General features: G+C 67.9%; 19 protein-coding genes. All 19 read right to left on the bottom strand.

The features are described 5' to 3' along the window. Positions 1-7 precede the first annotated feature (7 nt). Positions 8-2,017 (bottom strand): primosomal protein N' family DNA-binding protein, encoded by a 2,010-nt coding sequence (locus ACT9TC_RS00770; protein ID WP_458041587.1) that lies wholly within the window; start codon positions 2,015-2,017, stop codon positions 8-10. Positions 2,018-2,019: 2 nt separating this feature from the next. Next, positions 2,020-3,213 carry a methionine adenosyltransferase gene (gene metK, locus ACT9TC_RS00765; protein WP_458041586.1) on the bottom strand — a complete coding sequence of 398 codons (1,194 nt, stop codon included), beginning with the start codon at positions 3,211-3,213 and terminating at the stop codon, positions 2,020-2,022. Positions 3,214-3,336: 123 nt separating this feature from the next. Then, on the bottom strand, positions 3,337-3,612 hold the full coding sequence (gene rpoZ / locus ACT9TC_RS00760; protein ID WP_100810743.1) for a DNA-directed RNA polymerase subunit omega: 276 nt from the start codon (positions 3,610-3,612) through the stop codon (positions 3,337-3,339). Positions 3,613-3,721: 109 nt separating this feature from the next. Continuing rightward, a complete protein-coding gene (locus ACT9TC_RS00755; RefSeq protein ID WP_458041585.1) occupies positions 3,722-4,306 on the bottom strand; it encodes a CoA-binding protein in 585 nt (194 codons plus the stop codon). Further along, on the bottom strand, positions 4,303-5,640 hold the full coding sequence (locus ACT9TC_RS00750; protein WP_458041584.1) for an O-acetylhomoserine aminocarboxypropyltransferase/cysteine synthase family protein: 1,338 nt from the start codon (positions 5,638-5,640) through the stop codon (positions 4,303-4,305). Before ACT9TC_RS00750 ends, ACT9TC_RS00755 begins: the two co-directional genes overlap by 4 nt. Then, positions 5,637-7,688 carry an acetate--CoA ligase gene (gene acs, locus ACT9TC_RS00745; protein WP_458041583.1) on the bottom strand — a complete coding sequence of 684 codons (2,052 nt, stop codon included), beginning with the start codon at positions 7,686-7,688 and terminating at the stop codon, positions 5,637-5,639. Before acs ends, ACT9TC_RS00750 begins: the two co-directional genes overlap by 4 nt. Position 7,689: 1 nt before the next feature. Continuing rightward, positions 7,690-8,538: an ABC transporter permease gene (locus tag ACT9TC_RS00740; protein WP_458041582.1), complete on the bottom strand. Its 849-nt coding sequence runs from the start codon at positions 8,536-8,538 to the stop codon at positions 7,690-7,692. Beyond that, complete coding sequence (locus ACT9TC_RS00735) at positions 8,538-9,575, bottom strand: aliphatic sulfonate ABC transporter substrate-binding protein (protein ID WP_458041581.1); 1,038 nt, start codon at positions 9,573-9,575, stop codon at positions 8,538-8,540. Before ACT9TC_RS00735 ends, ACT9TC_RS00740 begins: the two co-directional genes overlap by 1 nt. Then, positions 9,572-10,444: an ABC transporter ATP-binding protein gene (locus ACT9TC_RS00730; protein WP_458041580.1), complete on the bottom strand. Its 873-nt coding sequence runs from the start codon at positions 10,442-10,444 to the stop codon at positions 9,572-9,574. The genes ACT9TC_RS00735 and ACT9TC_RS00730 overlap by 4 nt, the downstream gene beginning before the upstream one ends. A gap of 181 nt (positions 10,445-10,625) precedes the next feature. Then, a complete protein-coding gene (gene gmk / locus ACT9TC_RS00725; protein WP_458042972.1) occupies positions 10,626-11,498 on the bottom strand; it encodes a guanylate kinase in 873 nt (290 codons plus the stop codon). A gap of 73 nt (positions 11,499-11,571) precedes the next feature. Then, positions 11,572-12,453 (bottom strand): orotidine-5'-phosphate decarboxylase, encoded by an 882-nt coding sequence (gene pyrF, locus ACT9TC_RS00720; RefSeq protein ID WP_458041579.1) that lies wholly within the window; start codon positions 12,451-12,453, stop codon positions 11,572-11,574. Next, the gene (carB, locus tag ACT9TC_RS00715; RefSeq protein ID WP_458041578.1) at positions 12,450-15,737 is read right to left on the bottom strand and encodes a carbamoyl-phosphate synthase large subunit; all 3,288 of its coding nucleotides are present in this window, start codon (positions 15,735-15,737) and stop codon (positions 12,450-12,452) included. Before carB ends, pyrF begins: the two co-directional genes overlap by 4 nt. Next, positions 15,737-16,891, bottom strand: a complete 1,155-nt coding sequence (gene carA, locus ACT9TC_RS00710; RefSeq protein WP_458041577.1) for a glutamine-hydrolyzing carbamoyl-phosphate synthase small subunit — start codon at positions 16,889-16,891, stop codon at positions 15,737-15,739. The genes carB and carA overlap by 1 nt, the downstream gene beginning before the upstream one ends. Further along, a complete protein-coding gene (locus ACT9TC_RS00705) occupies positions 16,888-17,409 on the bottom strand; it encodes a PH-like domain-containing protein (RefSeq protein ID WP_458041576.1) in 522 nt (173 codons plus the stop codon). Before ACT9TC_RS00705 ends, carA begins: the two co-directional genes overlap by 4 nt. Beyond that, positions 17,406-18,722 (bottom strand): dihydroorotase, encoded by a 1,317-nt coding sequence (locus ACT9TC_RS00700; RefSeq protein ID WP_458041575.1) that lies wholly within the window; start codon positions 18,720-18,722, stop codon positions 17,406-17,408. The genes ACT9TC_RS00705 and ACT9TC_RS00700 overlap by 4 nt, the downstream gene beginning before the upstream one ends. Further along, on the bottom strand, positions 18,719-19,741 hold the full coding sequence (locus tag ACT9TC_RS00695; protein WP_304686702.1) for an aspartate carbamoyltransferase catalytic subunit: 1,023 nt from the start codon (positions 19,739-19,741) through the stop codon (positions 18,719-18,721). Before ACT9TC_RS00695 ends, ACT9TC_RS00700 begins: the two co-directional genes overlap by 4 nt. After that, on the bottom strand, positions 19,738-20,268 hold the full coding sequence (gene pyrR, locus ACT9TC_RS00690) for a bifunctional pyr operon transcriptional regulator/uracil phosphoribosyltransferase PyrR (RefSeq protein ID WP_458041574.1): 531 nt from the start codon (positions 20,266-20,268) through the stop codon (positions 19,738-19,740). Before pyrR ends, ACT9TC_RS00695 begins: the two co-directional genes overlap by 4 nt. 276 nt (positions 20,269-20,544) lie before the next feature. After that, positions 20,545-22,131: a Rieske 2Fe-2S domain-containing protein gene (locus ACT9TC_RS00685; protein WP_458041573.1), complete on the bottom strand. Its 1,587-nt coding sequence runs from the start codon at positions 22,129-22,131 to the stop codon at positions 20,545-20,547. 104 nt (positions 22,132-22,235) lie between these two features. Further along, a complete protein-coding gene (locus tag ACT9TC_RS00680; RefSeq protein ID WP_458041572.1) occupies positions 22,236-25,172 on the bottom strand; it encodes a DEAD/DEAH box helicase in 2,937 nt (978 codons plus the stop codon). Between the last annotated feature and the right edge of the window lie 47 nt (positions 25,173-25,219).

Genomic DNA, 25,219 nt, shown 5'->3' with positions numbered 1-25,219 from the left:
ACGCCTCCTAGAGCTCCGGGTCGGCCAGATCGACCCGCACTCTGAGTGTATTCCGCGGCGCAGTGCTGCTTGATCCACTCTTGCGCGGTCCGCGTCGACCGCGCAGGGCGGCTGCGACGACCGCTGCCCGCAAACTGGTGGCTACGACCGCGCCGTGCGCGTAGTCGAAGCGCACCAGCACGCGAGCGGCTGGGCCGGGCCGCGTCGCCAGCGGGTCGGCCGGTATCTCGACAGGGCCGATGATGGCATCCGGACCGAGGGCGACCGCCGCGCGCAGTTCGGCCACGGCATGCTCGACGGCGTCGAAGTCGCCCTCGACGGATGCGACCCGGTATGTCGGCGGCATACGCAGCGGAGTCCGGTCCTCGAGTTCCGCCCGTGCATACGCCGCTTGGGTCCACGTCGCGAGAGCGCGCCCGACCGCGCCCGCCACCCCGACCAGATGGACGGGCGCACCGGGGGTAGCCAGTGCCGCCGCATCCGACCACCATCGCAGGCATGCCTCTCCGATGCGCAACGCATCGGACATCAGCATCCGGTCGCCGTCGAGCAACACGACGGCGCGGTACCCGCCCGCGGCGAACGGCTCGGCGCCACGGGTCGCGATGACCAGCGCCGGACGATCGTCGACCTCCATGACGGGGTGCGAGCCGTCCGAGATGATGACGCGCGTGTCGGGGAACGCACGTCCGAGTTCGTCAGCCGTGCGGATGCTCCCCGCCGAGGCGAGGCGGAACTTCGTCTGCTCGCAGTGCGGACACTGCCATCCCGTTGCGACCCGCCCACACCACCGGCAGGTGGGGATCGCACCGCGGCGTTCGGCCTGCAGCGGGCCTCCGCAGTGCGCGCAGCGGGCCGCGCGGCGGCAGCCGTCGCAGATGAGCACCGGTGCGTACCCCGGGCGCGACACCTGCACGAGCACCGGACCGTTGGCGAGGGCCTCGCGAGCCGCCGCGAAGGCCGCCGACGGTACGCGCATCCCGGGCCGCTCGCCCTCGCGGGTCGCGCTCAGAACAACGCGCGGTGCGGTGCGGCGGGTCGCCGGGAGATCTCGTACCCAGCCGATCGAGACCAGGCGCTCGACATCCGTCGTACGGGTATGCCCGGCGAAGACCAGCGCGCCGCCGTCGAGCCCCTGCCGCACGAGTGCCGCGTCTCGGGCGTGGACATAGGGCGCGAGCGGTTCTTCGAGAAGGGGATCGCCGTCGTTCCAGATTGCGACGAGCCCGAGGTTCGCCACGGGGGCATATACAGCCGAGCGGTTTCCGATGACGATGACGGGCGCTTCCGCCAACAGTCGCAGGTACCCGCGATACCGCTCGGCGGCACTGCGAGACGAGTCGTCGCGCACGATGGCTTCGGCCGGCACCGCGTCCGCCAGAGCGCGAGCGAGTTGGTCGAGGTCCCGGTGATCGGGCGCGACGATGATCGCGCTCCGTCCGGCGGCCAGGGTGCGGGTCGCCGACGCGACGAGCAACAGAGCCCACTCGCCAACGGGTTCGCCCCCCGCCGTCTGAGTCGGACGCGGTGGCGCGTCCACAGCGACGCGACCACCGCCATCTATCGTTTCCCACAACCCCGGATAGAAGCCCAGGGTTCGCTCGGCCGCCGCCGCCCTGTGCTCTGAGATCTCGGGCACGGTGGGCTGTTCGCCCGCCACCCACGCCTTCTCGACACGGACCTGACGCTTGGGAATCACCAGGCGCAGGATGTCTGAGGCCGAACCGGCCGCTCGATCGGCCACGCGTCGGGCAAGCGTATAGAGGCGGTCGGGCAGCAGCCGCACATCCGAGACGACGGCGTCGATCTCGGACAGTGGTCGGTCCGGATCCACGGCCTCGCCACGCTCGACGACGTAGGCGTCGACGAGTCGACCGACCGTGCGCAGGGGTACGCGAACTCGCACACCGGGCACGACCGAGTCATCCATCGCCGGCGGGACCGCGTAATCGAGCAGGCGGTCAAGTTGCGGCAGCGGCGAATCCAGCAGCACGCGCGCCACCGGTCGTCCTGCCACGGTCAGAATCCGGCTGCGGCGCGCAGCTCCTCGACGCGGTCGAGGCGCTCCCACGTGAAGTCCGGCAGCTCACGTCCGAAGTGGCCGTAGGCGGCCGTCTGCGCATAAATCGGACGCAGCAGGTCGAGCTGCTCGATGATCGCTGCCGGCCGCAGGTCGAACACCTGCGTGATCGCGCGGGTGATCTCGGCGTCGTCGACGCGTCCGGTTCCGAACGACTCGACGTAGATGCCGACGGGGCGCGCCTTGCCGATCGCGTACGCGACCTGCACTTCGAGGCGGTCCGCGAGACCCGCGGCGACCACATTCTTCGCGACCCAACGCATGGCGTAGGCACCGGAGCGGTCCACCTTGGACGGGTCCTTGCCGCTGAAGGCACCGCCGCCGTGCCGCGAGGCTCCGCCGTAGGTGTCGATGATGATCTTGCGCCCCGTGAGGCCCGCGTCACCCTTCGGCCCGCCGACGAGGAAGGGACCGGCCGGGTTGATGTAGTACTTCACGTCGGGCATGTCGAGGCCCGTGCTCTCGAGCACCGGGTCGATGACCTCGGCCTGCACCAGGGCACGCAGTTCGTCCTGCGAAATGTCGGGGTGGTGCTGCGTCGAGAGCACGACCGAGTCGACCGTCTTGGGGGTCGGCCCGTCGTAGCCGAGCGTCACCTGCGTCTTGCCGTCGGGCCGCAGGAACGGCAGACGCCCCTCCCGGCGGACATCGGCAAGACGCTCCGCCATCCGGTGCGCGGTCCAACTGGCCATCGGCATGAGCTGCGGCGTCTCGGTCGTGGCGTAACCGAACATGATGCCCTGGTCGCCCGCGCCCTGCTCGTCGTGCGGATCGAGGGAGCGCTGCTCGCGCTGCTCGAACGCCTTGTTGACGCCGGCCGCGATGTCGGACGACTGCGCGCCGATCGAGACGCTCACGCCGCACGAGTCGCCATCGAAGCCGGTCTCGCTCGAGGTGTAGCCGATGCGGTTGACGACCTGCCGAACGATCGCCGGGATCTCGACATACGCCGAGGTCGAGACCTCGCCGGCGACGTGCACCAAGCCCGTCGTCACGAGGGTTTCGACCGCGACGCGACCCCGCGGATCCTCCGTCAGAATCGCGTCCAGGATGCTGTCGCTGATCTGGTCGCAGATCTTGTCGGGGTGGCCCTCGGTCACGGACTCGGAGGTGAACAGACGCAGATCGCTCATCGGTACTCCAGTCGGGTGCTCACGCACCAGTGTGCCGGTCAGTATGACGCGGCCCGCCGACATCGCTCGGCGGCGTTCGCCCGGTACGACGTATCGTCGGGCGGTCGGGGATACTCCGAGTCTTTACGCCTCGGTGCCGCGCAGGCGCAGCTTATCCTCGTTGATTTCGTGCATCGCGATGGTGAGCGGCTTGTCTTCGACGGAGGAGTCCACGAGCGGGCCCACGTTGTCGAACAGGTTGCCCTCGTGCAGGTCCGAGTAGTAGTCGTTGATCTGACGCGCGCGCTTGGCTGCGTAGATCACGAGCTGGTACTTCGAGATCGCGTCGCCGTTGGCGTCCTTCTTCTGCAGCAGCGCGTCCAAGGACGGGTCGATGATGCCTTCGCTCGTTCCAGCCATGGCGGATCCTCTCGATCGGGGCCCGGAGGCTAGCGCTTCCGGAAGCTTGTGAGCGCACGCCTGAGCGCACGCATCCGTTCATTCTACGCGAGTGGCGTGCCCGCGAGCTTCAGCGCGACCGGAGTTGCCGTTTCGAGCTGATCACGCCGGTGTCGAAACCGGCGAGGTGCAGCCCACCGTGGAAGCGCGCGTGCTCGATTTTGATGCAGCGATCCATCACGACCGACAGGCCCGCGGTCTCGGCGATCGCCGCAGCATACTCGTTCCACGAACCGAGCTGGAGCCAGAGCGCCGCCGCACCGACGTCAACCGCTTCTTGCGCGACACCCGGCAGGTCGTCGTGTCGGCGAAACACATCGACGATGTCCGGAACGACGGGCAGGTCGCCCAGCGAGGCGTACACGGGACGACCCAGGATGCTCGTCGCCCGCGGATTGACGAAATACACGTCGTAGGGCGAGCTGCCGAGCAGGTACGTGGCGACGAAGAAGCTCGCGCGCGCCGGGTTCTCCGAAGCGCCGACGATGGCGACCGACTTCGCCGTGCGCAGGATCTCGTACCGGTCCTGCGCCCCGGGTGCGGTCCACGTCCGCTCGGGTGCGTGGGGGTGCGGGACCGCGGCACCGGGGAGCGCGCAGGCGGCCCCGGCATCCGTGACGATCGGCTGCTGCGGCACTTCACAGGAAGAACTCATCGCTGCACTCCCGTCGCGGCCGTGAGTGCCTGATCGAGGTCCCACAGGATGTCTTCGGGATCCTCGAGGCCCACCGAGATGCGGATCAGATCGGCGGGCACGCCCGCGTCGATCAGCTGAGCCGCGCTCAGCTGCTGGTGCGTCGTCGATGCCGGGTGGATGACGAGGGTGCGGGCATCGCCGATGTTCGCCAGGTGCGACGCCAGGCGCAGTGCCTCGATGACGGACTCCCCCGCGGCTCGGGCAGCGACGAGACGTTCCTCATCCGTGACGAAGTCTCCGGCGGGCCGGACGCCGAAGGCGAACACCGATCCGGGACCGAGCGGCAGGTACTTCGCCGCCCGCTCGCGATGCGGGTGCTCGTCGAGCCCCGCCCACGTGACGAATGACACGCGCGGGTCGCTGTCGAGCCATTCGGCGACGATGTGCGCGTTCGCGAGGTGCGCATCGATGCGCTGCGGCAGGGTTTCGACGCCCTGTAGGAGCAGGAACGCGGAGTGCGGGCTGAGCGCCGGACCGATGTCGCGGAGCTGTTCCGAGCGGAGCTTGGTGAGGAATCCGTACTCGCCGAAGTTGTCCCACCAGCTGATGCCGCCGTACGAGGCGACGGGCTCGGTCATCTGCGGGAACTTGCCGTTGCCCCAGTCGAAGGTGCCCTTCTCGATCACCACGCCGCCGAGTGTCGTGCCGTGCCCGCCGAGGAACTTCGTGACCGAATGGATGACGATGTCCGCGCCGTGTTCGAGCGGTCGCGCGAGGTAGGGCGTGGCGAGCGTCGAATCGACGACGAGCGGAATGCCGGCCGCGTGCGCGACCTCGGCAAGTCCATCGATATCGGCGATCTCGCCCGACGGATTGCCGATCGTCTCGACGTACAGCACCTTGGTCTCGGGGCGGATGGCGGCGGCGTAGTCGGCCGGGTCGCTCGAGGGCACGAAGGTCGTCTCGACCCCGAAGCGACGAAGCGTCACGTCGAGCTGCGTGACCGTGCCGCCGTACAGCTGCCCCGATGCCACGACGTGGTCGCCCTGGCCGACGAGCGCGGCGAACGTGATGAACTCCGCGCTCATGCCGGATGCCGTGGCCACCGCGCCGATACCGCCCTCGAGCGACGCCAGCCGCTCCTCGAGCGCCGCGACCGTGGGATTGCCGATGCGCGAGTAGATGTTTCCGTACTTCTGCAGGGCGAACAGGTTCGCCGCATCCGTCGCGTCGTCGAAGACGAACGACGACGTCTGGTAGATCGGCACCGCGCGGGCGCCCGTGGAAGCGTCGGGCGTTGCACCGGCGTGCAGGGCACGCGTGCGGAATCCGAACCGGTGATCTTCGGTCATGATCTCTCTCTGATGGTGGCGGCGATGTCTGCGACAGCCCAGGGATTCTGTAGGGAAGTCGTGTCGCCGAGAGGCGCGGGCTCACGGCCGGCGCGGCGCTCGTCTTCAGCCTCCCACAGCTGGGCGAGCAGGCGGCGCAGGATCTTGCCCGACCGGGTCTTGGGCAGCTCGGGCACGACGATGAGGTGCTTGGGTTTCGCAATGGGGCCGATCTCACGTGCGACGTGAGCTCGGAGTTCGTCGATCGATATTTCGGCGGATCCGGATGCCACGACGTAGGCCGTGATGGCGTGCCCGGTGATGGCGTCCGCGACCGCGGTGACCCCGGCCTCCCCCACCGCCGGGTGCGAGACGAGGGCGGACTCGATCTCGATGGTCGACAGTCGGTGGCCCGATACGTTCAGGACGTCGTCGAGGCGCCCGAGAATCCAGACATAGCCGTCGGCGTCGACTGTCGCACCGTCGCCCGCGACGTAGTAGCCGCCGTGCTCTCCGTGGCCGGCAAACGGTGCCCAGTACGAGTCCCGGTAGCGCTGCGGGTTGCCCCAGACGGTGCGAGCCATGCCGGGCCAGGGGCGCTTGACCACGAGCGTCCCCGAACGGCCGGGTGAGACATCCCGTCCCTCGTCGTCGACGACCGCGACGTCGATACCCGGCAGCGCGACGGATGCCGAGCCCGGCTTCAGCGTCGTGACGCCGGGCAGGGGCGCGATCATCGCGGCACCGGTCTCGGACTGCCACCACGTATCGACGATCGGCAGGTCATCGCGCCCGAAATTCTCGCGAAACCACACCCACGCCGCCGGGTTGATCGCCTCGCCGACGGTACCGAGCAGGCGCAGGGTCGACAGGTCGTGGCCCCCGGGCAGGGCGTCACCGAACCAGGTCATGAACGTGCGGATGAGGGTCGGCGACGTGTAGTACACGGTGACGCCGTATCGCTCGATGATCTCGAGATGACGCTCGCGATGCGGGGCATCCGGAGTCCCCTCGTAGATCACCTGGGTCAGGCCGTTCGTAAGGGGCCCGTAGATCTCGTAGGTGTGTGCCGTGACCCAGGCGAGGTCTGCGGTGCACCAGTGCACGTCGTCGGGTTTGGCGTCGAAATGCGCCCAGTGGGCCCAGCTCGCGTGCGTCAGGTAGCCGCCGCTCGTGTGCACGAGACCCTTCGGCTTACCGGTCGTGCCCGACGTGTAGATGATGAAGAGCGGATGCTCCGCGTCGAACGGCTGCGGATCGTGCTGGTGCGAGGCGGTGTCGACGACGTCGTGCCACCACACGTCGCGACCTTCGGTCCAAGGAACGTCCTGCCCCGTGCGGCGTACGACGAGCACGTGCTCGACGTGATCGAGGCCCGCGACCGATTCGTCCGCCGCCTGCTTCACCGCGACGGCCGAACCACGACGATACTGTCCGTCACTCGTGACGAGCAGCTTGGCCCCGGTGTCCTGAACGCGGAAACGCACGGCCTCCGCCGAGAACCCGCCGAAAACGAGGGAGTGCACGGCGCCGATCCGCGCGCAGGCCAGGGTGATCACGACGGTCTCCACGAGCACGGGCAGGTAGATCACAACGCGGTCGCCGGGCCCGATGCCGAGCGCGAGCAAGGCGTTAGCCGCCTGCGACACGCGCCGCTGCAGGTCGGCATAGCTCACGGTGGTGCGGTCGCCCTGCTCGCCCTCGAAGTGCAGCGCAACCTTCTCGCCTCGGCCGGCGGCGACATGGCGGTCGACGCAATTGGCGGCGACGTTCAGGCGCCCGCCGACGAACCAGCGAGCCGCGGGCACGGAGAGTTCGCCCGATGCGTCCGGCACCGGTGGCTCCCACTCGTGCGCGGTCTGCCACGGTGTTTCCCACTCGAGCCGCGCGGCGGCGCGCTCCCAGAACGCGACCGGGTCGGCCGACGCCTCGGCGTACACATCGGCCGTCACGTTCGCCTGCGCGGCGAACTCCGCGGGTGCGGGATATTCGCGCGTCTCGATGAGCCGTGCCTCAGGCAGGCGCGCTTCCGCGAGGGTCCCGTCCGCGACGGGTGTTGTCGCGCTCACGTCAGATCCACCGGCGCAGCAGGTACTTCTGCACGAGACTCAGGATGCCGTTCGTCAGCGTTCCGAGCAGCGCGAGCAGCACGATGGCGAGCAGGATTCGGTCGACCCGGCCGGTCGACTGCGAGTCCGTGAGAAGCCAGCCAAGACCCATGGATGCTGCGATCAGTTCGGCCGCAACGAGGAACAGCCACGACTGCGCGAGTGCGAGGCGGAGCCCGGACATAATCGAGGGAACCACGGACGGCAGCTGAACGGTGCGGAAGAGGGCGAATCCGCGCAAGCTGAACGACCGCGCCATCTCGACGTCGTGAGGGTCCACCTGACGCAACGCCACGCTCACCGTCGTGAAGACGGGGAAGAACGCGCCGATGGCGATCAGGGCGACCTTGGAGTCCTCGCCAATGCCCATCCACAGCAGCAAGAGCGGCACGAGCGCGAGCGACGGGATCGCGCGAAAGGCGGCGAGTGTCGGGCTGAGCAGGACGTCGCCGGCCCGCGTCAGTCCCACGAGCGCCGCCCCTGCCAGTCCAACCACGGACCCGATGACGAACCCGAGCAGCACACGCTGCACCGAGATCGCGATATGGATCCAGAGATCGCCGCTGTCAGCGAGTTGCACCGCAGCCTGGACGACGGTGGCGGGTGGCGGCAGACGATAGACCGGGACCAAACCCGAGCTCGTGACCGACTGCCAGACCCCGAGGATCGCGAGCGGGACGAGCAGCCCACCGACGATCCGCACAACACGGCGGTCCCAGAATGAGCGCGCGCGGGCGCCTGGACGCGCCGTGGAGCCCGAACGCACCGAGGCGTTCGGGCTCGCGGTCGTGCTGGTCGTTGACGAGGTCATCAACCCTTGGTGGCCTTCTCGGCGAACGTCGCGTTGATGATGCTGTCGAGAGCCTTCTGAACGTCGGGCTCGCCGCCCTGCACCGAGCCGGACGCAACGAGAACGGGCGCGATGACCTCGAGCACGGCGAGCTGGTCGTCACCCGGCACGCCGCTCACATCGAGGTTGGAGCGTTCCTGGATCACGGTGTTCGCCACCTCGACGTCGATGCCCGCAACCTCGGCAAGAAGCGCCGCCGTCTCTTCGGGGTTCGCGAGCGCCCAGGCGCGGGCCTCTTCATACGCGTCGACGACGACCTGCGCGACGTCGGCGTGCTCGGTGATGAACTCCTCGGTGGCGTTGAGGAAGCCGTACGAGTTGAAGTCGACATTGCGATAGATCAATTTGTCGCCCGCCTCGACCTCGGCGGCGGCCATGATGGGGTCGAGGCCCGCCCAGGCGTCCACCGACCCGCCATCGAGAGCCGCGCGACCATCGGCGTGCTGCAGGTTCTGCACCTCGATGTCGTCGACCGTCAGACCCTCGGTCTCGAGCGCCTGCAACAGGAAGAAGTACGGGTCGGTGCCCGCGGTCGCGGCCACCGACTTGCCCTTCAGGTCCGCGACCGAGGTGATGTCACTTTCCGGCCCGACGACGATCGCCGACCACTCGGGCTGCGAGTAAATGTCGATGACCTGAATAGGCGATCCGTTGGCGCGCGCCAGCAACGCGGCGGAGCCGGCGGTCGATCCGACGTCGATCGAACCCGCGCGCAAGAACTCGTTCGCCGTATTCGACCCGGCGGACTGCACCCAATCGACGGTGACGCTCTCGCCCAGCGCCTCTTCGAGCAGACCCTGGTCCTTGATGATCAGGCTGAGCGGGTTGTAGGTGGCGAAGTCGATCGACAGCGTGTCGGTCGACCATTCCTGCGCCTCACCGGAAGCGCCCGTGTCGGATGCGGCGGCATTCTCGCCCGCGACGCAGCCCGCGGCGAGCATCATCATCGCGCCGGCCACGAGAATCGCGGGAACGGTGCGGCGGATGGTGGTACTCATCGGATCTCCTCGGAGGGGTTGTTGTGGTGATGGGTGTCGACGCCGAGTCCGTTCAGGAGCTCGGCGCGCAACTCGGTGAGCGCACGGTCAGCGCGGTCGCGGGGGCGGTCGCCCGGAACGACGATCGTGCGGGCGATGGATCCGACGGAAGCATCGGAGTCCGCGGCCGTGTCGAGCGAGCGCAGCAGCAGGACGCGGTCGGCCAGGAACAGCGCCTCTTCAACGTCATGGGTGACGAGGATGACCGTCGTCGGCTGCGCGGCGTGGATATCGAGCAGCAGGTCCTGCATGCGCAGGCGCGTGAGTGCGTCGAGTGCTCCGAACGGCTCATCCAGGAGCAGAACCTCGGGGTTGCGTGCCAGTGCGCGAGCGAGCGATGCGCGCTGCGCCATGCCGCCGGAGACCTCGCGCGGCTTCTGATCGGCGGCCTGCGACAACCCGACGAGCTCGAGCAGCTGCCGTACCGGCTCGCCGCCCTCGCGCTTAGTTCCGCCTCGAGGCCCGCGCGGCAGCCCGAGCTGGACGTTCTGGGCGAGGGTACGCCAGGCCAGCAGGCGAGGTTCTTGGAAAGCGACCGCGGTCCGAGCATCCGTGTCGGTCACGGGGGCGCCACCGACGCGGATCGAACCGCTCGTGGGGGCGTCCAGTCCTCCGAGCATCCGCAACAGGGTGGACTTGCCGCATCCGGACGGACCGACGATGGCCACGATCTCGCCGTGTCGAACGTCGAGGTCTACGCCACGGAGAACCGCTCGCGGCCCACGCGCCGTCGGGAACGTACGCGAAACACCTTCGAGCAGCACGCCCTCCGTCCGCGAGGCGGTTTCGGGAAGGCGTGCGTCAGCGAAGTCGAGAACGGTTGCGGGCACGTCATCATCGTGGACGACCGTGCAACAAAGAGCACATCGGGTCGTAACTTTCCGAAATCGAAAGCGAATGCGTGCTATACCGCGGCCCGGTCACTGAGCCTGTCGAAGTGACTCGTCGTGCCCCGCACCCTGGCTGCTCCCTTCGACAAGCTCAGGGAGCGTCGGTCGACGTGACCACCGCTCAACTCTGGGCGAGGGCCGCGACCTCGTCGGCCGCCGCCGCGACGTTCTCGTTGACCACGAGGTAGTCGAACTCGGGCTGCGCGGCCAACTCGCGCTTCGCCGTCTTCAGGCGACGGGCACGCTCTTCGGAGTTCTCCGTGCCACGACCCACCAGGCGGTTGACCAGCTCGTCCCAGCTGGGGGGCAAGAGGAATACCAACATGGCGTCGGGCATGCTGCGCCTCACCTGACGCGCGCCCTGCAGGTCGATCTCGAGCAACACGGTGCGACCGTCATTGAGAGCACGCTCGATCGGCTCGCGGGGCGTGCCGTACCGGTACTGGTTGTGCACGGTCGCGTGCTCGAGAAGCTCGTCGGCCTCGACCATCCGGTCGAACTCGGCGTCGTCCACGAAGAAGTAATGCGTGCCATCCTCTTCGCCGGGACGCGGCGGACGTGTCGTCGCCGACACCGAGAGCAGGATGTCGGGGTGATGTTCCTGGATATGCGCGGCGACCGTGCCCTTGCCCACTGCCGTCGGGCCTGCCAGGACAATGAGCCGGCTGCGTCCGGGACGCGGCACGGGTTCGGGAAGTCGCTCATCGAGGAAGGCGCTGAGGTCCTTGCGCTGGCGGGTACCCAGTCCCCCGAGTCGCTTGACCGGCGAGATGCTCAGCTGCGCCAGGATGCGATCGCGTTTCCCTTCACCGATAGCGGGGATCGACGTCAGAAAGTCGGGTGCACGCATGGCCGCCGCAGCGGACTCCGGTGCAGCCCATGCCCGTCGAAGCAGCTCTTGGGGTGTGATGACGCGGGTCGTGACGTCGCGTTTGAGCGCCGCGCGTTCGCGCCGTGCCGCGATGGCGCGTCGGGATGCAGCGGCGCGGTCCACCTCGGGTGGGGTGCCTCCGCGTCGTTCAACGACCCGTTGTTCCTCCGGGCGTCGCTCGTCCCCTGCCGGCGCGTCAGTCACCGATGATCTCCTCCGTGCGTCGTCTGTCATCCATCGCCCGCGCCAAATCGGTGCGTACCGGTCCCGCAGCAAGGATGCTGCGGCTCTCGGCCACGATCACCACGGGTGCGAGGCGTCCGAAGATCGTCTCACGATCCTCCGACCGTGCGCCCTGATGTCCGAAGCCGGGCGCCAGGATCGGCGCGACCGGCTCGAGATCAACGGGAACTCCCCGCTCGGCGAGGTTCACGGTCGCACCGATCACCAGACCGATGCTTCCCCACGAACCCACCTGCGTCGTGACGGCATTGAAGGCCGCCACCTCCGCCGCGATCGCGCCGGCCACGGTCCGAGAAGGCTCCGCGGTGTCGTCGGCCTCCGGCATCATCCGAGCGCTCTGCAGACCGGATGCCTCGGGGTTGCTCGTCGCCGCCAGCACGAACGCGCCCTTGCCGTGCGCGACGGCGTAGCGCAGCGTGTCCTCGAGGGAGCCGCCGCCCAGGTACGGGCTGAGGGTCACGGCGTCGGCCTCGAGCGGCGAGCCGGGGGTCAGCCAGGCGCGGGCGTACGCGTCCATGGTCGATCCGATGTCGCCGCGCTTGGCGTCTGCGATTACCAGCAGGCCCGCTGCGCGGGCCGCCGCGAGCACGTCCTCGAGCGCCGCGAACCCGGCCGAGCCGAACCGCTCGAAGAACGACACCTGAGGCTTGACGATCCCGCAGTGCCCCTCGGCGGCTTCGACGACACGCAGCCCGAACGTCCGTACGCCGTCGGCCGAGACATCCAGCCCCCAGTCCGCGAGCAGCTGCTCGTGCGGATCGATACCGACGCACAGGCGTCCGTGCTCGCCGAACGCCGCGCGCACGCGATCGCCGAACGCCGGGCCTGCGCTCACCCGCGTGCCGCCCGGTCCGCCGCGTACTCCTGCAGGCTCCTGACGTCGAAGCCCTGACGCACGGCGTCCATGGCGCTCACCGCGGCACCCAGAACGGCGATCGTCGTGAAGAGGGCCTTGTCGGCCGCCACGGCCGCGGCGCGGATCTCGTAGCCGTCGGCGCGGGCGGACCGTCCGCTCGGCGTGTTCACGATGATGTCGATCTCGCCGCCATTGATCAGGTCGACGATGTTGCGCGCGCCGGAGGCTTGCGTCTCGCTGTACTTGTTCACGATGCGGACGTTGATGCCGTTACGGGCCAGGATCTCGGCCGTGCCCTCGGTCGCGACGAGCGAGAAGCCGAGCTCCTGCAGCCGGTGCGCGGGCAGGATGACCGCACGTTTGTCGGAGTCGGCGACCGAGATGAAGACGGTGCCCGACAGCGGCATCCCGCCGTACGCGGCCGCCTGGCTCTTGGCGAACGCGGTCGGGAAGTCCTTGTCGATGCCCATGACCTCGCCGGTCGAACGCATCTCGGGCCCGAGCACGGAATCGACCGTCTGCCCGTCCTTCGTGCGGAACCGCTTGAAGGGCAGCACGGCCTCCTTGACCGAAACTGGGGAGTCGAGCGGCACGCGCGAACCATCGATCGGGGGCAGCATCCCCTCGGACTTCAACTCGTCGATCGTCGTCCCGGTCATGATGCGCGCGGCGGCCTTCGCAAGCGGGATGCCCAGGGCCTTCGAAACGAAAGGTACGGTCCGGCTCGCGCGCGGGTTCGCTTCGATGACGTAGAGGATGCCGGCGCTGATCGCGAACTGCACGTTCAGAAGGCCGCGCACCCCGACGCCCTCGGCGATTGCGAGCGTCGCGGTGCGCACTCGGTCGATTTCGGATCGGCCGAGAGAGATCGGCGGCAGGGTGCACGCCGAGTCACCGGAGTGGATACCGGCCTCTTCGATGTGCTCCATGACGCCGCCGATGTACAGCTCGGTGCCGTCGTAAAGGGCGTCGACATCGATCTCGACCGCGTCGTCCAGGAAGCGGTCGACCAGCAGCGGCATGCCGGGGCCGATGATGACCTCTCCCGCGGTCCGCACGAAGTAGTCGTACAGGCTCGGGGTGTCGTAAACGATCTCCATGCCGCGACCGCCGAGCACGAAGCTCGGACGGACGAGAACGGGATATCCGATGTCTTCCGCGACCGCGACAGCACCCTCGGCATCCGTCGCCGTGCCGTGGCGGGGCGCCACGAGGCCTGCGGTGTCGAGGATCTCGCTGAACAGCTGGCGCTCTTCGGCGAGGTCGATGGCCGCGGGGCTCGTGCCGAGGATGCGGTAGCCGGCCTCTTCGATGCCCTTCGCGAGTCCGAGTGGCGTCTGCCCGCCGAGCTGGCACACGACGCCGAAGATCTCACCCGACGCGGCTTCGGCGTACAGCACCTCGAGCACATCCTCGAGCGTGAGCGGCTCGAAGTAGAGGCGGTCCGACGTGTCGTAGTCGGTCGAGACCGTCTCCGGGTTGCAGTTGACCATGATCGTCTCGTAGCCCGCGTCCGACAGTGCGAACGACGCGTGCACGCAGGAGTAGTCGAACTCGACGCCCTGACCGATGCGGTTGGGGCCCGATCCGATGATCACGATCTTCTGGCGGTCGGACGGCGTGACCTCGGTCTCGAAGTCGTAGCTCGAGTAGTGGTAGGGCGTCAGCGCCGGGAACTCCCCGGCGCAGGTGTCGACCGTCTTGTAGACCGGGCGGATCGAGAGGGCGTGACGGATGCCGCGAACCTCGACCTCGGGAATGCCACGCAACTGACCGATCTGGACGTCGGAGAATCCGTGGTCCTTCGCGAGCAGAAGCGTTTCCGCGTCCAGCTCCGCGGCGTCGCGGACGAAGTCGGCGACCTCGTTGATGAGGACGATCTGGTCGAGGAACCACGGGTCGATGCCCGTCGCCTCGAACATCTCGGGGACGCTGGCGCCGGCGCGCAGCGCCTGCTGGACGACGACGATCCGACCATCCGTCGGCGTCTTCGACACCTCGACGAGCTCGTCCTTCGTCCGCGGTTCGTCGCCCCAGTGGAAGCTCGACCCGCGCTTCTCGAGCGAACGCAGCGCCTTCTGCAGGGCTGTCGCGTAGTTGCGGCCGATCGCCATCGCCTCGCCGACCGACTTCATGGTGGTTGTCAGCGTGGTGTCGGCCGCGGGGAACTTCTCGAAGTTGAAGCGCGGGACCTTCACGACGACGTAGTCGAGCGTCGGCTCGAAGCTCGCGGGCGTGACCTTGGTGATGTCGTTCGGGATCTCATCCAGCCGGTACCCGAGAGCGAGCTTCGCGGCGATCTTCGCGATCGGGAAGCCCGTCGCCTTCGATGCCAGCGCCGACGAGCGCGAGACACGCGGGTTCATCTCGATGACGATGATGCGGCCGTTCGAGGGATCGACCGCGAACTGGATGTTGCAGCCACCGGTGTCGACGCCGACCGCGCGAATGATGTCGATGCCGATGTCGCGCATCTTCTGGTACTCGCGGTCGGTCAGCGTGAGTGCCGGCGCGACCGTGATCGAGTCGCCTGTGTGCACGCCGACCGGGTCGACGTTCTCGATCGAGCAGACGACGACCGTGTTGTCGGCGGTGTCACGCATGAGCTCGAGCTCGTATTCCTTCCACCCGAGGATCGACTCCTCGAGCAGCACCTCGGTCGTCGGCGAGTCGCGGAGGCCGGCGCCGGCGATACGACGCAGGTCGCGCTCGTCGTAGGCGAAACCTGAACCGAGTCCGCCCATCGTGAAGCTCGGCCGCACGACCAGCGGGTATCCGAGCTCCGCTGCGCCCGCGAGCACCTCGTCCATGGTGTGGCAGATGCGGCTGTCGGCGACATCGGCGCCGGAGTCCAACACCAGCTGTTTGAAGATCTGGCGATCCTCGCCCTTGTTGATCGCCTCGAGATTCGCACCGATCAACTCGACGTCGTACTTCTCGAGGATGCCGTGCTTGTCGAGCTCGATCGCGGCGTTCAGGGCCGTCTGTCCACCAAGTGTGGGCAGGATCGCATCCGGCCGTTCCTTCGCGATGATCGTCTCGATGACCTGCCAGGTGATCGGTTCGATGTAGGTCGCGTCGGCGAAGTCGGGATCGGTCATGATCGTCGCGGGGTTGGAGTTGACGAGGATGACGCGGACGCCCTCCTCGCGCAGCACACGGCAGGCTTGGGTGCCCGAGTAGTCGAATTCGCAGGCCTGGCCGATCACGATCGGGCCGGACCCGATGACCAGGACGCTCTTGATGTCGTCGCGCTTAGGCATCAGTTGTTGTCCTTGCTCTGCTCCGCGAGCACCATGTCGCGGAACCTGTCGAAGAGGTAGTTGGAGTCGTGCGGGCCCGCGGCAGCCTCGGGGTGGTACTGCACGCTGAAGGCCGGGATGTCCAGGGCACGCAGACCCTCGACCACCTGATCGTTCAGCCCGATGTGGCTGACCTCGACACGCCCGTACCCCTGAGGGCTGTCGAAGACGCTGTCAACCGGCGCCTCGACCGCGAAGCCGTGGTTCTGCGAGGTGATCTCGACGCGGCCCGTTGACTTGTCGAGCACCGGCTGGTTGATGCCGCGGTGGCCGAACGGCAGCTTGTACGTGCCGAGTCCGAGGGCCCGCCCGAGCAGCTGGTTGCCGAAACAGATTCCGAAGAACGGCGTGCGGTCATCGAGCACGGCGCGGAGCAGTTCGACGTGCTGATCTGATGCTGCGGGGTCGCCGGGGCCGTTGGAGTAGAACACCGCGACCGGGTCGAGGGCGCGGAGCTCATCGATCGTGACGTGCTGGGGCAGCACGTGGACGTCGAACCCGCGGGCGGCGAGGTTGTGGATCGTCGCGCTCTTGACACCAAGGTCGAGCACCGCGAGGTTTCCGATGCGCTCCGCTGTGGCGGGGTAGACCTCGACGGCCGTCACCGAAACCTCGGCGGAGAGGTTTCGACCCGACATCGCGGGAGCCTCGCGCACGATGCGCAGCTGCTCGTCGGCGTCGAGCGCCGCCTCCGCGCCAGAGAAGATCCCGCCGCGCATGCTGCCGGCGGAGCGGATGTGGCGGGTCACCGAGCGCGTGTCGATTCCGCTGATGCCGACGATGCCGTCGTTCACAAGAGCGTCGTCGAGCGACTCATCCGCTCGCCAGTTCGAGACGACACGCGAGGGGTCCCGCACGATGTAGCCCGACACCCAGATGCGGCGGGATTCGGGATCTTCGTCGTTCATGCCGGTGTTCCCGATGTGCGGCGCCGTCTGCAAGACGATCTGCCCGGCGTATGAGGGGTCGGTGAGCGTCTCCTGGTAGCCGGTCATGCCGGTGGCGAAGACGACTTCGCCGAGGGTCGTGCCGCGGGCGCCATAGGCCCGTCCGGCGTGGCGGGTGCCGTCTTCGAGAACGAGAACGGCGGGGTCTTTCGTGAGATGCGAGATCATTCGGCTTTCCCTGTCGGGGTGGGCTGGGGAAGGATGCGGGTGACCGCGGCGAGCAACTCACCGGAGGTGTTGCCGGGCGCGTCACCCGTCATTCGGACATAAGAGTCGGCGATCGTTTCGGTATCGACCCGCCAGGCGAGGCGGACGAGCCCGTCGCGCTCGACGACCCGGTCGATGGTCCAGGTCGCGCGATCGACACCGACGATTCGGGATGCCGCGACAAAAACGGGAGCCTCGCCCGTGATCGCGAGCAGAACGCCCGCCGACGAGACCTCGATCCCGACGCGTCCCCGGTATCGGAGGTGGCGGATTGCCAGGCGATCCAGCGGCTTCTCGTGGCGCGTCGTGGCGACATAGAAGCCGGAGAAGGATGCCTCGGCGACGAAATGCTCGGGCACGTCTGTCGGCGCGACGAGACCGCGGTCGCGTCGGACCCGGCGCGACCAGCCCCACGCGATGCCCGCGAGCACCAGAACGCCGAAGCCGATGATGATGGCCATTGCTGCGCCGAGGGTCATGCGCGAACCTCCTGTGCGAGATCGGCGACGAGCTTTCCGTCGGCGAATGTGGGGCGACCGCGGTGGATCGTCCAGAGCACCCGCCCCGGCAACGGCTGGCCGAGGTAGGGCGAGTTCGAGCTCAGACCGTGCAGATCGGATGCACCGAACACTTCGCGCACGTTGGGGTCGTACAGCGTCAGCTCGGCAGGCTGTCCGGCCGCGAGTGGCGTGCCGTGCGCGGCGAGCATCCCGATGCGTGCGGGGGCGTAGGACAAGACCCGGGCGACGTCGGCCCAGCCGAGCAGCCCGGTTTCGACCATCGACGCGTGCACGACCCGCAAAGCGCTCTCGAGGCCCACCATGCCGTTCGCGGCGGCTGCCCACTCGCAGCTCTTGTTCTCGGCGGGGTGCGGGGCGTGGTCGGTCGCGACGATGTCGATCGTGCCGTCCGCGAGGCCCTCGCGCACCGCGAGCACGTCCTCTTCGCGGCGGAGCGGCGGATTGACCTTGTACCGGGCGTCGTAGCCGCGGACGAGCTCATCCGTCAGCAGCAGGTGATGCGGCGTGACCTCGGCCGTGACGTTGATGCCCCGCTTCTTCGCCCAGCGGATGATGTCGACCGACCCCGCGGTGGAGAGGTGGCAGACGTGCAGGCGAGAACCGACGTGTTCGGCCAGGAGAACGTCGCGCGCGATGATCGATTCCTCGGCAACGGCGGGCCATCCGGTCAGCCCGAGCTCGGCAGAGACCCTCCCCTCGTTCATCTGGGCGCCCTCGGTGAGGCGAGGGTCCTGCGCGTGCTGCGCGATCACTCCCCCGAATGCCTTGACGTATTCGAGGGCGCGCCGCATGATCAGCGGGTCCCACACGCAGAAGCCGTCGTCGCTGAAGACGCGGACGCGGGCGCGAGAGTCTGCCATGGCGCCGAGCTCGGCGAGTCGCTCACCCTTCTGCCCCACGGTGACGGCGCCGATCGGCTGCACCGTCGCGTAGCCCGCTGCCTCGCCGAGCGCGAGTTCCTGCTCGACGACGCCGGCGGTGTCGGCCACGGGCGACGTGTTCGGCATCGCGAATACGGCCGTGAAGCCACCCGAAGCCGCGGCACGCGTTCCCGTGAGGATCGTTTCGGATGCCTCGTATCCGGGTTCACGCAGGTGTGTGTGGAGGTCGACGAGGCCCGGCAAAGCAACCAGCCCGTCCGCGTCGATCCGTGTCGCGCCCGCGCGGCTCAGCCCGGTGCCGACCTCGGCGATGCGACCGTCTTCGACGATCAGGTCGACGGCGGATCCGCCCTCGATGTGGGCACCGGCGATGAGGAGAACTTCGCTCATCTCTCCTCCTCGTTTGTCACGCCGGCAGACATGATGCCGGCTTTCGTGCCGCCGTTCGTTATCTGCTCGTCCAGGCCGGGACGCTCGCCCGCGAGCAGCAGGTACAGCACCGCCATCCGCACGGACACACCGTTCGACACCTGCTCGAGAACGGTCGAGCGGGGCGAATCGGCGGCGGCCGCCGAGATTTCGAGACCGCGATTCATGGGTCCGGGATGCATCACCATCGTATCGGCGGGCAGGGACGCCAGGCGCCGCGGGTCGAGACCCCAGCGTCGGGAATACTCCCGCTCAGTGGGAAAAAATGCCGCACCCATCCGCTCGAGCTGAATCCGCAACATCATGAGTGCGTCGGGACCCTCGGCAATCGCCTCGTCGAGGTCGTACACGATGCGGGCGGGCCAGGCAGAGACATCCTGCGGCACGAGTGTCGGCGGGGCGACAAGTGTGACGTCGGCGCCGAGCCTCGAGAGCAGCCACACGTTCGAGCGGGCGACCCGCGAGTGCAGGACGTCCCCTACGATCGTGACCTTCACACCAGCGAGATCACGCCCGCGGCTGTCGGCGCCGAAGGTGCGCTTGCGAATCGTGAAGGCGTCGAGAAGAGCCTGCGTGGGGTGCTCGTGCGTGCCGTCGCCGGCGTTGACGACGCCCGCGGTGATCCAGCCGCTCGAGGCGAGCGTGCGCGGAGCCCCGGATGCACCGTGCCGGATGACGACCGCGTCGGCGCCCATCGCCTGCAGGGTCTGGGCCGTGTCCTGCAGGCTCTCGCCCTTCGACACGCTCGAACCCTTCGCGGCGAAGTTGATGACGTCGGCGCTCAGACGCTTGGCGGCCGCCTCGAACGAGATGCGCGTGCGGGTCGAGTCCTCGAAGAAGAGGTTGACGATCGTCTTACCGCGGAGCGTCGGCAGCTTCTTGATCTCGCGGCGCTGCGTGTCGGCCATGTCCTCGGCGACGTCGAGGATCTCGAGAGCCAACGCGCGATCGAGTGTCTGGGTGTCGAGCAGGTGCCTCATGATCCGACCGTCACCTCTTCGATGCCGTCGGTTTCGGCCAGACGCACGTTGACGCGTTCCTCCCGCGAGCTCGGCAGGTTCTTGCCGACGAAGTCGGGCCGGATCGGCAGCTCGCGGTGGCCGCGATCGATCAGGGTCGCGAGGCGAACCGCGGCGGGCCGTCCGATGTCCTGCAGCGCGTCGAGGGCGGCCCGGATGCTCCGGCCCGAGAACAGCACATCGTCCACCAGCACCACGGTCTTGCCGTCTACCCCGCCGGCGGGGATCGACGTGGGCTGCGGCGTGCGCGTGGGATTGCGGGCGAGGTCGTCGCGGTACATCGTGACGTCCAGCGCACCGACCGGGACGGTCGTGCCGCTGAACTCCGAGACCAGGGTCCCGATGCGATGAGCGAGGGTCACACCGCGTGTGGGGATCCCCAGAAGCATCAACCCATCGGCACCCTTGTTGGACTCGAGGATCTCGTGAGAAATCCGGGTCAGGGCTCGTGCGATGTCGGCCTCGTGCAGCACGGTTCTCGTGCTCATGTGCCGCTCCCTTCTCCGCCTCACAGGACGGTGTTAAAGGTTGCTGTGCTCTCTCACCTTACCGGACCCTGTACATCCGTTTGTCCCTCGCGCCCGTCCCAGGACACCGAAACACCCCTGGTGTGCCGAGACACCCCCCGCCACAGGGTTTTTCGCTGCGGCAGGGGTGTTTCGCTGTCTTTGGGTGCTGGCGGGATCAGACGGTGGCGGGGTCAGACGGTGGCGGGATCAGACAGTGGCGGGATCAGACGGTGGCGGGATCAGACAGTGGCGGGATCAGACAGTGGCGGGAGCGGATGCGTCCGCGTCGATCGGGTCCGTCGCGTCGGGGGTCGCGTGCGCCCGGATCGGGTGACCCTGCGACGTCAGGCACCTGCCCGACGTGAGATCCCACTTCCAGTCGTGCAGACTGCAGGTCAGCACGCCGTCCTCGATCTTGCCCGTCTTGGTCAGGTCGGCCCGCAGGTGCGGGCAGCGGCGCTGCACAACCCAGTCGCCGAGCTGGACGTCCTCGGTCTGGTCGGACTGCTCGGCGTACCAGTTCTCCACGTACTCGATGCGATCACGCGAGAGGCACTTGAGGAACGTGGTCAGGAACTCGTTGAACTTGCCGCTGCGTCCCACCTCGAACTGCATGGACAGGAAGATCGAGTTCGACCAATCGATTTCATGGTCGCGAATATTGGTCGACACGAGGTCGGCGGGGATCGTGTACCAGTAGATGCACTCCTCGCCCGCGTATTCGCGGACCTTCGCCTTCGGGAAGTCCACCACCATGTCGAGGTCGCCGATGCGGAAGCGGACATTGCCGCCGACACCGTCGCGGATCGTGCGGGCGCGGCGCAGCAGCGGCTCCCACCACCCCTTGATCTCGGCGAGCATCTCGTCGGGCGGCAGAACCGGGGCACGGGATGCCTCCTCCGCGCGCACCTCGTCTTGCCGCGAGTCTCGCTGCTCGGCAAGGTAAGCCCACTTGTCGCCGAAGATGTGCTCGATCTCGGCTTCGCTGTAGAGCGTCTGGGTGACCTCGAGTTCGCCGTTGTTCAGATCGACCTGGGTGCCCGGGACGAACAGGTACCCCTTCTGCTCGGGGCGCACCTCGGCCATGTGCTCGAGAAACTGGCGCTGATCCGTGAAGATCGAGTCGTTCTGCTCGCCGAGACCGTTGTAACGGAACAGCTCTTCCCGCAAGAACATCGGCGGACCCGCCATCGGGAACACGTGCTCCGCGTCGACCTTCTCGATGTAGTACATGGCGCGCTTGTTCTGCGCGTCGCGCTTGAGCTGCGCGAAGTGCACTTTCGAGTCCTGAGGCAGGTCGTAGACCATCGGCCACCAAATCGCACCCGACACCTGCGTGAAGTAGGCCTCGGGCTTCGAAAACGACAGCAGCTTGTCGAGGTCGAGCGGGTGAGAGTCGTTCTGGTTCAGGACGCTGGCGGTGCCATCATCCACGCTCAACGATGAATCGCCGATGGGCCCGTCGCTCGGGGCACGCAAAGGGGTCACCATGACCTTCAGTTCGCCGAACTTCAGCGTCTCGCCGTTCGGGGTGTAGACGATGTTGTCGTAGCCGAGCGCCCGCAGGTCGTTTTCGAGATCGTCGGTCGGATAGTCCGGCAGCAGCACGGTGATGTCTTTGCGGACGTAGCGCTCGAGCATCCGCGGGTCGAAGTGATCCCGATGCCGGTGCGAGATGTACAGGAAGTCCGCGGCACCGAAACGCTCCCAGTCGAGCGCCCGATTGTCGGGGAACGGGAACCACGACCCGAAGAAGCTCGGGCCGATCACCGGGTCGCAGAGGATGGATCCCCCGAGCGTTTCGATGAACATTCCCGCGTGGCCGAGGCCCGTGATGCGCATGTCTGCCCTTCCCTCTCCAACAGCCCTCGAGTCTACGCGCGGGCTCCTATGACCCGGGTGAACAGCGCCGTGAGAAACGAGGGCCGTGAGAAAGAACGGCCCGCTCACCCGTCCAGAAGCGAGCGGATGTCGTCTGCCGTGAGGTCCTGCGCGAACAGAGCGTCGTCGTCGACAACCGCCTCGAAGAGGCGAGCCTTGCGTCTTTGCAGAGCGAGCACCTTCTCCTCGATGGAGTCCGCCGCGATCAGCCGGTAGACGATCACGTGCCGATCCTGGCCGATCCGATGGACACGATCCACCGCCTGCGCTTCGGCCGCCGGATTCCACCACGGGTCGAGGACGAACACGTAATCCGCCTCCGTGAGGGTGAGCCCGAAGCCCCCGGCCTTCAGGCTGATGAGGAACGCGGGAGCATCGCCCTTCCGGAAGCCGTCGACCACCTCGCTGCGGTTGCGTGTCGATCCATCCAGATAGGCGTGGGCGATTCCGGCCGCGTCCAGGCGCTCCGCCGCGAGTCGCAGGAACGAGGTGAACTGGCTGAAAACGAGCGCCCGGTGGCCTTCCGCGGCGACCTCGACGAGGCGATCGAGAAGCGCATCCAGCTTGCTCGCCGGGATGTGCGCGTTCTGCGGGCTGATGAGCGCGGGTGACAGGCTGAGCATCCGCAACAGTGTGAGAGAGCGGAACACGATGAATCGGTTCCGGTCCAGATCCTGCAGGAGCCCCATGACCTTCTGCCGTTCCCGCTGCAGGGTGAGGTCGTAGAGCTCGCGATGCTCAGGGTCGAGCGCGACGCGTAGCTCGAGTTCCTGCTTCTCGGGCAGTTCGGGTGCGACGAGCGCTTTGGTGCGACGGAGGAGCAGTGGACGGATGCGGCGACGCAGCCGCGCGAGACGCGCCGCGCGAAACGGGCCACCTTCGGCGTTCTCCGGCACCTTGCCCTGCTCGATGGGCTTCACATACGTCTCGCTGAACCGCGGAGCCGACGGGAACAGGCCCGGTGCCGTCAGCGAAAGCAGAGACCAGAGGTCGGTCAGGCCGTTCTCGAGCGGCGTTCCCGTCGCCGCGAAGACCGCATCCGATCGCAACGCTCCCACCGCTCGGTGAAGTTGTGTGCGCGGGTTCTTCACGAACTGCGCCTCGTCGAGGATGACGACCGACCAGTCGACACGCTCGAACTCTTCGCGGTCCAGCCGGACGAGCGCGTACGAGGTCACGACGATATCGGCATCCGTCGTCGCCTCGTCGAGTGACGAACCGCGCTTGGTGCTGGTTTCCTCGATCAACCGCACCCGCAGGCCGGGGGTGAACCGCGCCGCCTCGGCCGACCATGCCCCGACCACCGACGTGGGTGCCACGACCAGAAGCGGTCGCCTCTCGCCCTGCTCGCGGACGTGGGCGGCCAAGGCTAAGAGCTGCACGGTCTTGCCGAGTCCCATGTCGTCGCCGAGGATCCCGCCGAGGCGATTGCGCCAGAGGAACGCCAGCCACTCGAATCCGGCCTGCTGGTACGACCGCAGCGTCGCCTCGAGTCCGATCGGTGGCGGCGTGTGCGGCACGGTTTCGGTTCCGCGCAGCCCCGCGGCGAGTTCTCGCCACGCGGTGGCCGGTTCGGACTGATCAGCGAGGTCTTCGAACTCGCTCCACAGGTCGGTCTGGTGCCGGTTGATGCGGGGCGCGGTCTCCCACTCCGCCAACTCTCCTGCTTCGTCGATCAGATCGCGCAGGCGCTGAAGCGCGGGATGCGCGAGCGAGAAGTACGCCCCGTCCGAGAGGAGCATCTTCTTGCGACCTCGCGCGAGAGCGCGAAACAGGGGACCGAACGGCACCGCGCGACCGTCGATCGAGACGAGCACACCGAGCTCGAACCAGTCGGGATCATCGGTCTCGAGTGTGCTCACGCTGATCGCCGGCTCGCCGGTCAGCTCGGTGTAGACACGCCGGGGAGCATTGCCCTCCACCCGAACCCGCGCGAGAGCGCCCCAACCGGGCAGGATGCGCGTGGCGAAATCGGCAGCATCCGTGTCGCTCAGTCGCCCCGTGGGTGCAAACGGCGCATCGGATGTCTCTTGCCACACGGCCTCGAGGCCCGTGCCGATCTCGGCTTCCGCCGCCGGGTCCCGATCGGGGTGCGCTCCCGACTCGTAGGGCAGTCGGGTGAGGCCCGGATAGGACCATTCGACGCGGTACTCCACATCGTCGTCGCCGAAGGTCGCCGTGACGACCGCCGTCGGCTGCGGCGGAGCGGGAAGTGTGATGCCTCGCGCAGCGGTGACGCGAGCGCGGCGCACGAGCCGGGGTAGGCCGTCGGCGAGAAACTCCTCGCGTTCTTCCGCGGGAATCAGAAGCCCGTCGTCGTGCGCGAGGAGGGAGCGGACGGCGCCGGGAAGCTTGCAGGGAGCGAGCACGATCGGAAGGGGGTCGCGGTCAAGCGTGGCGACATAGACCCCGATGTGACCGATGGGCCGGATGACCGCGTCGACGATCGGCACACCGTCGACCGCGACGTGCGCCCGCAGACGAAGCGCCTCACCGGCATCCGTCACGTCGATCGCGGCGGTCGCCTCGTAGGCCAACACGACGTTCTGCTGCTCGCTCGTCGCGATGAGTGGGATCCCGGCGGCGCGCGCCGACCGCAGGTGCGGCCACAGCAGGCTGGATTCGACCGCGTCGAGGTTCAGCCACTCCCCCGGGTCGGCGAAGGGTCCTACGGTTCGCACACCCAGCAGCAGAGTCGTGAGGTCGGAAAACCATCGGGCGTGGGCGGGGTCGAAGCCGAAACCGGGCCGTCGCACCGAGTCCCACGAGACTTGACCCTTGATCCACGCGCCGGTGCTCTCGCTCCGCATGAGGGGGCGGACGCCGAGCGTCAGATCGTCGCGACGCCCCATGAGTGCCCGCGGATGAACCGTCTCAATTCGGCGCGGAGCCCAGTCATCCGGTCGGTACGGCGTGCGCTGGCGCAACTCGACGCCCAACGCGAGGGGAATGCCCGCCTCCCCGTCCGCCGTCTCGATGAGACTGCGCCACGAGGAATCCACGTGTCCATCCTCGCAGCCGTCTGCCACACACGTTTCGTCTCGCTTCG

The sequence above is a fragment of the Microbacterium sp. HM-570 genome, assembly GCF_054165885.1.
Note: the sequence above shows the minus strand (reverse complement) of the source record. Positions and strands in the feature narration are given on the sequence as shown.

What these genes read in the sequence shown, in the direction of transcription:
- ACT9TC_RS00735 (WP_458041581.1), bottom strand. Translation starts at nt 9,575, where the DNA reads ATGAGTACCACCATCCGCCGCACCGTTCCCGCGATTCTCGTGGCCGGC.
- carA (WP_458041577.1), bottom strand. Translation starts at nt 16,891, where the DNA reads ATGATCTCGCATCTCACGAAAGACCCCGCCGTTCTCGTTCTCGAAGAC.
- ACT9TC_RS00755 (WP_458041585.1), bottom strand. Translation starts at nt 4,306, where the DNA reads ATGAGTTCTTCCTGTGAAGTGCCGCAGCAGCCGATCGTCACGGATGCC.
- metK (WP_458041586.1), bottom strand. Translation starts at nt 3,213, where the DNA reads ATGAGCGATCTGCGTCTGTTCACCTCCGAGTCCGTGACCGAGGGCCAC.
- ACT9TC_RS00685 (WP_458041573.1), bottom strand. Translation starts at nt 22,131, where the DNA reads ATGCGCATCACGGGCCTCGGCCACGCGGGAATGTTCATCGAAACGCTC.
- rpoZ (WP_100810743.1), bottom strand. Translation starts at nt 3,612, where the DNA reads ATGGCTGGAACGAGCGAAGGCATCATCGACCCGTCCTTGGACGCGCTG.
- ACT9TC_RS00700 (WP_458041575.1), bottom strand. Translation starts at nt 18,722, where the DNA reads ATGAGCGAAGTTCTCCTCATCGCCGGTGCCCACATCGAGGGCGGATCC.
- ACT9TC_RS00695 (WP_304686702.1), bottom strand. Translation starts at nt 19,741, where the DNA reads ATGAGGCACCTGCTCGACACCCAGACACTCGATCGCGCGTTGGCTCTC.
- ACT9TC_RS00740 (WP_458041582.1), bottom strand. Translation starts at nt 8,538, where the DNA reads ATGACCTCGTCAACGACCAGCACGACCGCGAGCCCGAACGCCTCGGTG.
- pyrR (WP_458041574.1), bottom strand. Translation starts at nt 20,268, where the DNA reads ATGAGCACGAGAACCGTGCTGCACGAGGCCGACATCGCACGAGCCCTG.
- ACT9TC_RS00750 (WP_458041584.1), bottom strand. Translation starts at nt 5,640, where the DNA reads ATGACCGAAGATCACCGGTTCGGATTCCGCACGCGTGCCCTGCACGCC.
- ACT9TC_RS00705 (WP_458041576.1), bottom strand. Translation starts at nt 17,409, where the DNA reads ATGACCCTCGGCGCAGCAATGGCCATCATCATCGGCTTCGGCGTTCTG.
- carB (WP_458041578.1), bottom strand. Translation starts at nt 15,737, where the DNA reads ATGCCTAAGCGCGACGACATCAAGAGCGTCCTGGTCATCGGGTCCGGC.